Annotated in this window: 1 protein-coding gene; it reads right to left on the bottom strand. The window is 41.4% G+C overall.

Going from position 1 to position 15512, the window contains the following annotated elements; genetic code table 11:
• Positions 1-14528 (bottom strand): aminotransferase class III-fold pyridoxal phosphate-dependent enzyme (locus tag ACRD7P_RS20440; protein ID WP_430909644.1); only part of this gene is annotated, 14528 nt, incomplete at its 3' end.
• Positions 14529-15512: the final 984 nt, after the last annotated feature.

Here is a 15512-nt window from a genome sequence, read left to right on the forward strand (position 1 = left end):
ACAAAACGCTCTTGTGTGAGTTCCCCTCGGTTCAGATAGCCCCTGGCAACGCCCGCGCCGCCAATGTACAACTCCCCAATAACACCTATCGGAACCGGCTTTTGAAAACTGTCCAGAACATAGGCCCGCTCGTTGGGCAATGGCTTTCCAATATAATTATCGTTTCCTGTAATCTCATTGATAGAACTCCAAATAACCGTTTCCGTTGGACCGTAAACATTATAAACTTTCCTAAATGAGTTAGATAACTTCTTCGCTACCGAAACAGGTAATGCTTCTCCTCCTGCTAGACAAAGCTTATCCGATAATAGCCCCGAGGGGCCCCACTCACTCAGTAAGGTAGCTAAAGTAGTAGGGGTCTGTTGGATAATGTCCGCCCGATCTAATGCTTCTTGCGTTACATCTGCTACAGTTGACAAGATGATCGAAAAACCCGATGTTAATGGCAATGCATACTCTAAACCAAAAATATCGAATACATAATTTGTTAAACTCAATAATACCTTGCCGGTATCGCCCTCTACTAAAAATACCTTGAAATTATAAATGAACTGTGAAAATGATAGATGCTCGATCATCACCCCTTTGGGTTTCCCCGTAGTACCCGAGGTATAGATCACATAACATAGATCTTTCGGTCGTATACCAACTCCTATATTCCCTACTACATTGTCTTTGTAAAAAGACGCCTCCAAATCTATTAACAGTAACTGCTCCTTTGGTAGATAGGCCAACCGATCCTGGGCTATACTGTCTTGGGTCAATACAAATACCGACCCCGTATCTTCCAGCATAAAATCGAGCCGGTCTTTCGGATACTCCGGATCTATGGGTACATAGGCCCCTCCCGCCTTGAGTACCCCCATAATACCGATCACCATCTCCAGGCTACGTTCCAAACATAAGGCGATAAGGGTATCTGGTTGTAGTGCCTCTGCCGTACGAGCTTTATATTCACTTCTAATATGGCGAGCCAGTTGATTACTCTTCTCATTGAGCTCCCTGTAAGTGAGCTGCCGATCTTCAAAAACCAAGGCAATCGCCTCAGGAGTCGATTCTACCTGGGCCTCGAACAGGGAAACGACCGTCTCCCCCTTGGGGTATTCCACATCGGTATCATTAAAAACGGTAAGCAATCGGTGTTTTTTATTATCGGATAGTAATTCAATATCGGCTATGGATGTTTCCGAATCGTTTACTATCCGATCAATCAAATGTTCATAAGAATCCAACAGTTCCTTGATCAATACATTGCTGAACTTGGATCTAAGAAAATCCAAACTCAGTACCAGTTCTCCCGATTCTTCAATAACGTTCAAAGACAGGTCAAAGTCGACATATAATGGTTTATGCTCCTCAAGTTCGAGGTTTATCCGATGCATTTCTGTATTACCGGCACTAACGTCAAAGTTAAAATTGACATTGATATTGTCCCCGGCAATCGTTTTCCCCTCTCTGCTCATCAAGTCTATGAAATGCGCATAGGGATAGTCTTGGTGATCATAAGCATCGAACAACCTCTTTTTAAGTTTATCAAGGTACGCTGTGATCAATTGATCTGCATCAAATTTGGCGGCCAGAGGAACAATGTGGGAAAAATAACCTATACTTTTATCGATATCGGGCATGGTACGTCCTCCATGAAGTATGCCGATAACGATTTCTTCCTGCCTGCAAATTTTAAACAACAACAACTCAAAAGCTGACAAAAAAGTCATGAAAAGGGTTAAACCATTTTGGCTGCTCCAACTTTTTAGTGCATTGGTTTTTTCCTCGGAAATACGTTTTTTAAGAGAACTACTCTTTGCTTCCGTATAGGACAAATTTTTATCGAACGGTAATTCTACAAGAAAAGGTTTATTGGCAAATTTTTCTAAAAAATACTTTTCATGGTCTTCCCATGTTTTTTCTTGTTTATTGGTTGCCAACCAATTTTGGTATTGCGGAAATTGTACTATAGGTTCTTTAACGGTATTCCCGCCTTTTGCAAGCACATTGTAGTTTTCTATGATCTCCCTCACTAAAAGAGCGCACGACCACCCGTCGGCGATACTATGGTGTACGGATATTTGTAAAACATATCTGGCCTCGCCAAGTTTTATCAGCCTTGATCTAATAAGTGGCCCATCGATAAAAACAAAAGGGGTATTCAGGTCATCATTGACAATTGAGAGATAGTTATCATGCCGTGTATTCTCATTATCCAAGGACAAATCGATTTCCCGTATAGGAACCGTGATCGAACCATCGTATATCAAATTTTCCCCATCTTCGGAAAACCGGCTTTTTAATATCCAATGCCTATCCAAAACTTGATTTAAGGAAGCGTATAGCCAAGTCATGTCTAGGTTACCTTCCATTTTCATACTGAAAGACAACATATAGGCCAAAGATCGCTCCGTATCTATTTGGTCCAGTAGAAATAGTTGCTTTTGTGCCAAGGTGGTCGGGCACACATTATTTTTTGATGCTCCCTGTACAATTACCTGATGCTCCGGTTTATAAATTTGAGTTAAACTTTTACAAAAAGCCCCGTATAGTCTCTCGATATCATCCGATGTATGGGCAAAGGATAAGAAATAGTTGTTCGATGATAAAGTATACACTTTCTCTTCTACCAAATGAAAAGCAATGATATCGGCAATATTCTTGTTCTTAAATGCAAACAGTGAACCGAAACAAACCATTTCCACTGGTATGGCTTCTTGCTTAAAATAGGCGTTCAAGCGTGTCACTAAATCTTGAGTACGTTGATTTAACCGCTCAAAAGCTACTCTTCCTATTTTTTTTATTTGCACTAAAACCGCTTTTGAAGTGGCCATTGTTAAAGGATGCCGTGTAAACGTACCAGCTACAAAAGTTCTTGATGTTTTTGGATAAGAATCATCTCCATAATTCCAGGTCCCACCATCTATTGCATCTAAATATGTACTAGTACCTGCAATAACACCTATGGGCATTCCTCCTCCCAAAACTTTACCGTAGGTAACGATATCTGCTTTAACACCAAAATATTCCTGAGCTCCTCCCGGCATAATTCTAAAACCGGTAATCATCTCATCGAAAATCAATGGAATGTTTAATTCTTGACTTAATTTTTTAAGCTTCTGTATTAATGCTTTGGGCTGAACATCTGGATATCTACTACGAACAGGTTCGATCATAATACCTGCCAAATCAGTTGCATTTGCCCGTATCTGTTCTGGAATATCATCATCGGAATAATTCAAGACAATTAAATCTTGAACCATACTTTGTGTAATTCCTGAAACCATAGGTACTGGCCCCTTATCCCCTTGCATCCCTAAAACGGTATCAACATGACCATGGTAAGCCCCTGAAAAAACGACTAGTTTTTGTTTGCCTGTTACCGATCTGGCCAAACGCATGGCAAAAGAAACAGCTTCACTTCCCGTATTTGCAAAACAAACACGCTCCATTCCCGTTAATTCAGCAACCAATGTCGCTACTTCCCCGCATAAATCAGCTAATGGGCCAACGGTAAAACTCTTGTCCAATTGATTCTTAGCAGCTTCAACGATAAAATCGGGGCGATGACCAAATAAACATGACCCATACCCCATGATAATATCGATATAGGTATTTCCATCAATATCTGTGAAATGGGCTCCAGAAGCATGGTCACATACTATCGGGTATACCATTTCTTTGGTAGCCATGTTAAATCGAAAGGCCGACCCTGAATCTGCTAATACTTTTTGATATGTTGTCGTATATGATTTTGACGCTACCGTCTTTTCGGTATAGTTTTCTATAAGCAACGAAAAATCTTGCGCTACGGGCAATTCTTTAAAATACATCGCCTTTTGGGCGTAGAAGGGCAATACCTTCTCATCGGGTTTTGAAATTAATTGAGTAGTGGTATCCGCTGTATTTGCGGCACCCATATCTACTGCATTTCTTTTTTTATGACCTATATCGTCAGGTGTTGGCGCGCTGTCCGTTGTCCGTTCCAAATAGTTGGATAATATTCTATTTTGTTCTGATATAGTTCTATTTTGTTCTGAAAACTGATTCAAAATGAGTTTTAATGTACTATCGTCAGGGTTTATTACTTTCTGATTACCCACTTTTTCTTTTCCTTCCGTTATTGGATCATTAGGTACAATACCATTATTGCTATTGGGTAATGGGAGGGTAGATTGTTCTTGCTCTTCACTTTGTTCTATGATATAGGTCGCTATAGCCCCTAAATTGCTGAGATCTTCAAATATCCTACGGATAGGAAGTATGATTTTATATTCCTTTTCTACTTTCTTGGTCACCTCCATTAAAATAAGGGAGTCAGCTCCTAAGTTCAATAAAGGAGTTGTCGACGATATCTCCAAAACATTGATATGGAGCGCAGAAGAAACAATTTCTTTTAAACGCTTTTCTATAGTTTCAAAAGTTGTTGATGACATTTTTTTTTGATTTTCTTTTGGTGGCGTTGAATTGAAATAGTCTCTTTGGGTCTTATGCTGCCCTTCTTCTACCCAAAATCTTTTCGGATCAAAAGCATAAACGGGAAGCGCTATCTTTGTACCGTCTTGATGGGAATAAAACGATTGCCAGTTTACATAGCCTCCAGCGGTATACCACGCCCTTAAAGACGTTAATATTTCTACACCAGCTATTTCATCCTTTTTTAAAGAAGCTAACCAGATTGCTTTTCTATCTTCACGAACACACTGACCTCCCATAGCAATCAGCACCGGACTAGGGCCTATCTCCAGATAGACAGTAGTGCCTTGTTCTTCTAATGATAACATCCCTTTTAAAAAGTCAACAGGCGCAATGATATGAGTTGTCCAATAGTCCGGAGTGCTCATTCTTCCTTCGGCAAGTGCTCCCGATACGGTACTCATTAATGGATAGATCGGCACATGATAGGTAAGCGTTTCAGCAACTTTTCTAAAATCCGATACCATAGGTTTCATCAACGGAGAATGAAAAGCATGGGAAACTTGTAATTTTTTATGCTTGATCGATGTTGATGAAAGTAATGCACATAAGCCTTCAATAGCTTTTTTATCTCCAGAGACCACCGTTTGGGTAGGTGTATTGATCGCTGCGATAGCTATCTTATCTTCATACCCTTGTATCAGCTCAATAGCTTTGGCAGCATTGCATTGTAAAGATACCATCGTTCCCTCTTGGGATAGCTCTTGCATCAAACGCCCTCTGGCCGCGGCTAACTTTAGCCCATCTTCCAAAGAAAAAACTCCAGCAACGCAAGCTGCTGTAAGTTCTCCTATACTATGCCCTAATACAACGGAAGGGGTTACTCCCCAATATTCCCATAACTTGTATAAAGCATAGCCCAAAGCAAATAATGCTGGTTGCGTATATCTCGTTTGATCTATAAGGTGTGATTGTTTACTTCCTTCTTCCGCAAATAAGATAGCCAGCAAATCTTTATCTAGATGCACTTCTAATAATTGTGCACATCTATCTAGGGCTTCTTTAAAAACAGGCTCACTTTGGTATAGGGAACGTCCCATGCCGATGTATTGAGACCCCTGGCCCGTGAATATAAAAGCGGTTTTTAAAATTTTCTTTTGACGGGTAACCGAAGTGATTGAGGCTGTTTTAAGGGTAGTTATCAATTCTTCTTTATCCTTACAAATAATACCTATTCGATTTTCATAGTGGTCTCTAGTGGTTGCTGCACTATAGGCTAAATCCTGTAAGGTTATCCTTGGGTTTGCCGCTAGGTAGTTAAGTAAATTTGTGGCTTGGGACCGTAACGCAAAAACCCCTTGAGCCGATAAGGTTACTATTTGGGGTTGTAAAGGAGCTATACCAGTGGTTCTTGGCCTATTTTGCACTGTTTGGATTTTCTCTAAAACTATGTGGACATTTGCTCCTCCAATTCCAAAAGCGCTTACTGCGGCTTTTTTCGAATCTCCTTGTTTTGAATTCCAATCAAGCAACTTGCCAGGTATCCTTACATTGTGTTTTTTCCAATCAATATGAGTATTAGGCGTATTATAATGAATCTGTTCCGGTATTTGACCGTGATTCATACACAGTATCGTTTTTATAAGACCGGCAATTCCTGCAGCGGTTTCAAGGTGGCCAATATTTGCCTTTACCGAGCCGATGACCAAGGGCTTGTCCAATGGTCTATTAGTTCCATAAACTGCATCTAGCGCTTCAACTTCGATCGGATCTCCTAATGCCGTACCTGTTCCGTGTGCTTCTACATATTCGATGTCACGGGGTTCTAGGTTCGCAACGCTCAAAGCAGATCGAATCAAATCTTGTTGCGCCAATCCGTTTGGTGCCGTTAATCCGTTACTACTACCATCTTGGTTCATTGCCGACCCTTTGACTACTGCTAAAACGTTATCTTGATCGGCCATTGCTTTGGACAAAGGCTTAAGAAGTACCAAACCACAACCTTCACTTCTAACATAACCGTTTGCAGCATCATCAAAAACCTTACAACTTCCATCTACGGACATCATATTCGCTTGAGATAATGCTATTGTTGCATCTGGGGTCAGTATGAGGTTGATCCCTCCCGCTATGGCCATGTTGGATTCCCCGCTGCGGATACTCTGGACCGCCAGATGGATACTGGCAAGAGAAGAGGAGCAAGCCGTATCAATAGACATGCTCGGCCCTTTAAAATCATAATAATATGATAGTCTATTGGCCGCAATACTTAGCGCTGCCCCGGTTCCAGAATAAATGTCCTTAGGAAAATCTTTTGAAAGATTTATGTAATCGTTTTGCATTATTCCAATATAAACACCCGTTTTGGTGCCTTTCAAGGACGAAGGGGCATAGCCCGAACTTTCTAGTAAGGTATGGCTCAATTCCAATAAAATACGTTGTTGGGGGTCCATTCTTTTTGCCTCTCTAGAAGAAATCCTGAAGAACGAAGCATCAAATTTATCGACATCCCCGATAAATCCTCCCCAACGGGTATTCATGCGGTTATTATCAGCTTCTTCATTATAAAATTTGTCTATATCCCATCTATGGGGAGGAACTTCCGTAATACTATCCTTGCCCACTTTTAGATTTTCCCAATATTCTTCTATGCTATTCGCCCCGGGAAATTTACCTGACATGCCGATTATTGCGATAGCTTCGTTTTTTGTGGTCGAAGGGCCATCAACGCTTGATAGTCTTGATTTGTCCGTCCCTATCTGGATTTGATCGAAATCAAAGACATTGTCCAACAAATGATCTGCGCAAAGCTCAATAGTCGGATAGTCAAAAAATAATGTGACGTTTAACGGCCGACCGACCATGTTCGACAATCTATTTCGTATTTCAACGGCCATTAACGAGTCTATACCCAACTCCATTAAAGGTTCGTCCATAGGAACGTGGGATGGGTCGGACACATCCAATATTTTTGCTATCACTTTTTGCATTTCGGCTCGTAAGTACTTTGGCCTTCCGGAAATGGGTAACGACCATAACTTGGATTTTAGCTGATCGACCTTAGGGACCGTTGCCCTTGAAGAGGTATGTTGATCGAGTAAGACCTCTCGGTAGAAAGGGGGAACCGAACCCCAGATATTCTCTAGCGCGGTTCTCAGTTTATTCTTATTCAACGAAGCCACTATAGTTTGTGGTGAATTTCTATGTATAGCGGCATCTATGATGGTAAGACAATTGGCAACGGGCAGGTACATCATTCCGGACGATTCCATTCGCTCCCTGTTTTTTTTATGGACTTCGGCCAAACCGGAACCCTCCCATGGCCCCCAGTTAATATTTTGTACCGATAGCCCATTGTTATATCTGTACCTTGCGAGCCCGTCCAAGAATGCATTGCCGGCCGCATAGTTACTTTGCCCGGCAGAGCCGAAAATTGAGGATATGGATGAAAAAAGTACAAAGCACTCAAGGGGCAGGTCCTTGGTTAGTTCATGCAAGAACCAAGCTCCGTCAACCTTTGGAGAGATTGCCTTATTGAACAGATCCTTGGTCTGACCAGCTATTGTACCATCTGCCAATACACCGGCCAAATGGAAGACCCCTTTAAGTGGATATTCTTTAGGGATGCCCGATATAACCTCTTTTAGTCGATTTCGGTCAGTAACATCCACGTTTTTTACGTTCAATAGGGTATCATGTCCGCCAAGTTGTTTTATTTTTTGAACGGTTTCATCGGATGGTCCGCTTCTTCCAAGTAAAAGGATATGTCCTATTTTTGAGTTTTGGACCAACCACTGCGCGACTTCGAGACCAAGGCTTCCCAAACCACCCGTAATGAGAACGGTCGCCTTTTGCGATAGTTGTACCATATTGGACATGTCCGACTTTGCCCCAATAGCATTCAAACGAAGTGCCCTAACAGATCCATCGTGTAGTTTCAGTTGGTTTTCATCTCCATAGGTGCCATTAAAAATTGATGCCATATGATCAAGTGGGGCATCGGCCTTATCAATATCCAAAAGGCCCAAAAATAAATTTGGATGCTCCTGAACAAACACTTTCCCCAAGCCCCATATTGGGGCCATACTTAAACCTATATCTTGATTTTGTGCCGAGTTATTTGCAAAAACCGATTTGGTAACCCACCACAATCTTTTAAACTTGGGTAGTTTATTATTTGAAAGAAGTTGTAAAAGCCCCTGTAACTGGATCAATCCTTGTTCCGCATTCTTTTTTGCTTGACCATTGACGGTAATAGAACTGTCCCAAACCTCGGGCCAAAGGACTACCAGGTTGACAACATCGCCTAAATGCCGATATTGGATAAGATCTTCCCATTTTGTTAGTTCGGACATCCAATTATTTTTATTGATGTCCCTTCTATCAATGGTGCTATTGAATTTTTCGTCTTGGGGGTTTATTATTACCGTATGCCCTCCGATTGTGCCGGCGCCTTCCTTGTCAACTCCTTCCAGGACCTTCCAGTTGGTCTCGTATAACCAGTCTGCCCTAATATCATCGGATCGTTTGATGATCTCCGATATTTCAACTTTTTTGAAAGTGACCTTGAGAATGGAACAAACAATATGGCCGGAGGCATCCCTGATTTCAACGGACGCGCTAAAGGTATTCTCGTTTATAGTACTCTGATCAACTTGTTTTACAATGACCCAGGCTTCCCTTGATCCGGTTTGTCGTATGGACAGACCTTCAAAAGAGGCGGGCGAATAGAGGTCGTTCGACCCTTTGAAATCAAATAGTAGGCCCGCTATTGGTAACGTACTCTCGAGTAAAACGGGATGAATTTTATAAGTATCGAACTTTGAAGAGATTACATCCTCGCCCAAGCTAACGTATGCTATAACCGAATCTCTGGTTTTATAAGCATTTTTAATACCCCTGAATGATGGCCCATAGTCCAATCCAATGGCAAACAAACTCTTGTAGAATGTGTCAATATCAAGAACCTGTGCCTGTTGGACTGTTGATTCTAGATCAATTACATCGGCTGGAACCGATCGTGCTATGGTCAATTTACCGCTTACATGTCTAAGCCACTCCCCTTCTGCCAGAAGACTATCGCGACTGTAAATAGAAAAGTTCAGTCCGTCCTGTTCCTCCGGGTGTATAATCAACTGAAGTATTCTGCCGTTTTTATCGAACACCATTGGTTGTAGAACATCCAGTTCTTCAATTTGGTAATCATTGGGCTCGATATAAGTAACCGCCTCTAGTACCGATTCTATAAAAAAAGCGCTCGGAGCTACCGTTTTTTCAAAAACTTTATAATCCTTTAGATAATGGATCACATCGGGATCCATGTGCGATTCAAATATCCTATCGCCGCCTGCCGTAACCAACTGTGGGCCCAAAATCGGATGACCGGTATCTTTTTCGCTACGTGGGCCAAGATTGTCTATGGGAAGCCAGTGCTTTTTCCTTTGAAACCGATAAGTGGGCAGATCGATTTTAGTGCCATTGACACCTTTGTAAAAACCTTCCCAGTCGATCTCTCCTCCAGCAGTAAAATATTTGCCCAAGTTATCAAAAATCGTTTTAGAATCGTTAAACCCCTTTCGCAATGAAATCAACCATGAAATCCCTTCTTTGTTACCTGCATATGCCCCCACCATACTACTGAGTACAGGTTGGGGACCCACTTCAATGAACATATTGATGCCCATGTCCATCAGTGAATCCATCCCTTTGTCAAATAAAACTGTGCCCCCAATATGGTTTACCCAATAATCGGGCGTGGAAATGGTACTCCCGGCCAATTCGCCCGTGAGGTTACTTATAATCGGAAACCGAGGGGAATTAAAAGATATCTTTTCGACATGCTGCCTGAATTCATCTAATATGGGGTTCATTAAAGGAGAGTGAAATGCATGTGATACCTGCAAATATTTATGTTTGATGTTTTGCAAGTTCAAATTGTCACATATTGCCTTGACATGATTTTTATCTCCTGAGATTATTGTTTGGTGAGGAGCATTGATTGCCGCAATAGCTACAGATTTTTCATATCCCTCCAGTGCTTTGATTGCAGTATTAGAATCACATTGTAAAGAAACCATGGTACCTCCTTCTGGAAGTTGTTGCATTAAAGCTCCTCTTAATGCAACCAATTTGATCGCATCGGAAAGCGATAACACCCCGCTAACACAAGCCGCCGTGATTTCCCCGATACTATGGCCGATTAAGGCCGTGGGGCGAATACCCCAACTCAACCACAATTTGGCAAGGGCATATTCAATCGTGAAAATGGCCGGTTGCGTATATTCTGTTTGATGGACATGTTTAATATTCGCTTCGCTGCCATCAAAAATTACTTCAAGGAGGTTATACTTTAATAATGGTCTAAAAAGGAACACACATTCATCGACTACCTTTTTAAACTCGTAATTGGATCGATAAAGTACTGCTCCCATTCCTGTATATTGAGAACCCTGGCCCGTGAACATGAATGCTGCCTTTATAATTCTTTGGCGAGTTGTATCCTGCTTTATATTGGCAGCGGCATTGATCAACTCATCTTTCATATCGGCGTTGTCCTCCAAGAGCAGTACTTCCCTATATTGATAATGCTCTCGAGTTGTGGCCAGGTTATATGCGAGATCGGCAATGCCCAATGCGGGATTTTGAACGACAAAACGCTCATAGGCCTTTAACTGATTTTTTAACGACCATTGATTTTTGGCCGAGAACGGAAGCAGATTGAATCTTGATTTTATTGTACCCTGTTCGGTTTTAGGGACTGAACCAACTACTTGGCTTTCTAAGATTATATGGGCATTTACCCCTCCAAATCCAAAAGAACTGATACCTGCTGTCCGAGATCGACCGTTCCCGGTCGGCCATGGAGTGGGTGCTGTTGGAATTTTGATATTAATCGTATCCCATAAGATATGATGGTTGAGCTCTTTTAGATGTAGCTGATTTGGAATTTGCCCGTATTTCATACAAAGCAACACTTTAATGAAGCCGGCAATCCCTGCCGCAGACTCTAAATGGCCAATATTCGCCTTTACCGATCCCACCATCAGTGTCGAAGATCGGGTATTCCCCGTTCGATATGCATTTTGTAATGCGTTAATTTCAATAGGGTCCCCTAAAGGAGTACCCGTGCCATGGGCCTCCACATAACTTATCTTTTCAGGGGACATTCGTGATGCGTTTAGGGCTTCCTTTATTACCATCTGTTGCGAAATCCCATTGGGCGCCGTAATACCATTGCTATAACCGTCTTGGTTTACGGCCGAACCTTTGATGACACCAAGAACTGTATCTCCATCTTCCATGGCCTTGTCCAAAGGTTTTAATAGGACAAGTCCGCAGCCTTCACTTCTTACATAACCATTGGCATCATTGTCAAAGGTTTTACATTTTCCATCAACAGATAACATTCCCGCTTGAGAGAACGCAATAGAAGCTTGAGGCGTAAGGATAGCATTCACCCCACCGGCCAACGCCATATCGCTTTCTCCATTGCGAATACTCTGTACGGCCATATGTAAACTCACCAATGAGGAGGAACACGCAGTGTCTATGGCGATACTCGGTCCTTTAAAGTCATAATAAAACGACAAGCGGTTGGCAGCGATACTCAGCGCTCCACCAATACCCGAATAGACATTTTGATTAGATAATTTAAGAAGATCGCTATAATTGCTTTGACTAATGCCCAGAAATATACCGATATTGCCCCCTCTCAAACTAGAGGGCCTGTACCCCCCACGCTCCAACAACTCATGACTGAGTTCAAGCAGCAAGCGTTGTTGGGGGTCCATGTACTTGGCTTCACGGTCTGAAATGTTAAAAAAATCGGCGTCAAACTTGTCCAAATCGGAGAGGAACCCTCCAAAACGAGAATTCATTTTATTGATATCGGGTACCTCGCTATAAAAATCATCGATATCCCAACGCGTGCTGGGCACTTCAGATATTGAGTCGATTCCATTTATCAGATTATCCCAAAACTCTTCAGGGGTATTCGCCCCGGGAAAACGGCAGGCCATACTGATAACGGCTATCGGTCCATTATTATTTTGACGTTCGCCACGGTTTGGCATTACACTTTTTTCTTCTCCCAATAGGTAAGTCGACAAACTGATAATATCCGGATAATCAAAGAGCGAAGTCGGGGAAACCTCCCTACCTAGGTAATCGCCCAGCTCTCCAGCCAACTGGACAGCATGAATAGAGCTAACGCCCAAACCCGAAAACGGTGTGTTATACGCTATTTTATCAAGGGGCATACACAGTTTGACCGCTATTTTGTTCCGTATCCAGACCGAAAGGTCATTTTTATCAAATTCGATTTCATCTTTCGGTTTGTCCGAGTCGTCGACATCCAATGTATCCCCTACCTTCCATGTATGAAGTGGTCCCGTTAAAGAGTTTTCTTCATAGTTCCTTTTACATAGTACCCGCTTTATTTTACCGCTTGAAGTTTTAGGAATACGACCAGGACTAACCAATACAATGCTATGAACAGCCAGTTCGTGCGCTTCCATTATAGCTTTACATATTAAAGGGATAAGTGCATTTGATTTGAAAGTGCGCAAACTGGTTCTTTTTATCTCCTGAACTACGACTAACCTGGGCTCACCATTGTAATCAACACTGAAGACCGCTCCTGCATTTTCTTGTAAATCGTGGTGTGACACCTGTACGGTACGCTCGATATCCTGTGGATAATAATTTGCACCGTTGATGATGAACATTTCTTTTAAACGTCCTGAAATAAAAAGTTCTCTATTGTGTAAAAAACCCATATCACCTGTTCGCAAATAGGGCCCATGGTTTTTATTGACTTTTGTGTTTGCATACTTGGTATACGCAGAAAAAACCTCTTCGGAAAGGTCTTTGTTGTTCCAATACCCCTTGGTAACACTCGGACCGCTGACCCATATCTCTCCCTCAACCCCTTTTTTACATACGGTATGGGTTTGTGGATGCACGATCTTTACCTTCAGACCGTCCAATACAGGTCCGTTGCCGATAAAGGACATATGGTCAGTATCGAGATCGGTCGAATCGGTAGTTGTTGCCCGGCCCAAAAGAAAATCCTCCCTATCTATCGTAAGTTCTGTGGGAGGTGTATTAAACCTGTTCCCGCTTACGATCAAAGTTGTCTCCGCCATACCGTAACAAGGAAACATTGCCGATTTACGGAAACCATATGGTGCAAAACGTTCGGAAAATCCATGTACCGTACGTGGCCGTATGGGCTCGGACCCATTAAAAGCCACTTCCAAGGAACTAAGGTCGAGTCCTTTTAAATCCTCCTCCTTAATTTGGCCAACACATAAATCATATGCAAAGTTTGGCCCGCCGCTAGTAGTGGCACCGTATATCGATATGGCCCGCAACCAACGAATTGGCTTTTGAATAAAGGCGATAGGAGGCATTAAGATACATTCAAAACCTACAAAAAATGGCTGGAGCATATTTCCTATGAGTCCCATATCGTGATAGATAGGAAGCCAACCCACAACTTTTGATTTTAGGGTATGCCCAAATGACTTTTGAATTAATTTACTGTTATGGATTAGATTGGAATGCTTTATAACAACACCCTTCGGGTCTCCGGTAGAACCAGAAGTATATTGTAAAAAAGCAATCGTATCGGGAGTGATAACGGGAAAAGTTTTATCCGCTATGGCCTCCAATTTATCTGAAGAAAGCCATGCTACCTCGGAAAACGCCTCATTATTGAACCAATCTTTGGTCTTGGTATGTAAAACAGATGTAGTCAATATCAATTTAGCGTCACAGTCTAAAACTATTTTCTCCAATCTTTCAAGTCTTCTTTTTCCACTTGGGGGAAATACGGGAACTGCGATGACCCCGGCCAACAAGCAACCGAAAAAAGCATCTACGAACTCTAGTCCCGAAGGATACAAAAGCAATACTCTATCGCCAGGGACAGCGTTTTCCAATATATGAAAGGCAATAACTCTAGACCTGTCATATAACTGTAAATATGTCCTGGAATCACTTTCTTCCTCCCCGTTCCGCAAAAACCTGTACAAAACTTGGTCAGGTCTTCGGGTTAAATGACTATCCAATACCGATACTAACGTTTTCGAATATGTTTGAAACTGGCTTTGCTTTGACATGTAATAATTTTAGCATTAGATTATAATATCCCAAGGAGATAAATCTCTCATGTTCGCAAAATCACATCGGATTTGATACAATAGTTAGCGAGAGAAACGGAATTTCTACATCAAATAACAGGGCTGCCCATGTAAGTATCGGAGTCTAATTTATATATCGTCCTAGCGATAACAATACCTGAAGATTTCATAGAATCACCGAATTTTCGTTCATCAAAATTATACCCAAAAATCAGCGCCTTGAGAACTAAATGGGTAGTCCTATCAAGTAATATTATTAAAAATCTTATCGGTCTCAAATCAGGCTCAAAACCCTATGATGTTACTAACCATTTAAAAATATATACATATGGGGCCATCAACCATAGGTGTTAACACTCAATTTTTATTTCTTTCGCAGAAGATGCCTTTGAATTTGAAACCATTTCTTAATCACAGGAAATTCATCTAGTAATTAGGCTCCTTTCTTTGTAGATACCTCTAAAAATATAAATAGGTATAATTGATCAGGGTATGGAGAAATTTTCCAAGAATAGGTAGAGGGGGAATATTTTTCCATCTAAAAGCAAGGAAATTGATAAAAATAATGGTCTGCTTATAAAATTAATCAAAAACCAGAATCACCACATCGGCTTATTGACTCTCGACATATAACTTATTTATAAAGAGATAGTTAATAGAATGTTTTCATTCAAAAAGTTCGAACTTTATCTTACTGAGTTCACAAATTTGTCAGAACCTTGTCACTAAATTGACAAGACTTTTTTATTACAAAGTGTTTCTGCTTACAGTCCGATTAAAATTACCCCTATAATAATGAGTTTGACGTTACGTGAAATTTTCCTTCATGCTCCGAACTTGAAAAGAGCTTTGTGGGTTTTAGCAGAGAAGAGGTGTTTTTAAAAACTTACTAGGGCGTGTTAACACAAAATAGGTATCTTTGTTAAATGGAATTGACGGATACCCAATTTGAAACGATCAGCT

Origin of the sequence: Maribacter sp. 2-571 (genome assembly GCF_050589625.1) — a bacterium.
Classification (GTDB): domain Bacteria; phylum Bacteroidota; class Bacteroidia; order Flavobacteriales; family Flavobacteriaceae; genus Pelagihabitans.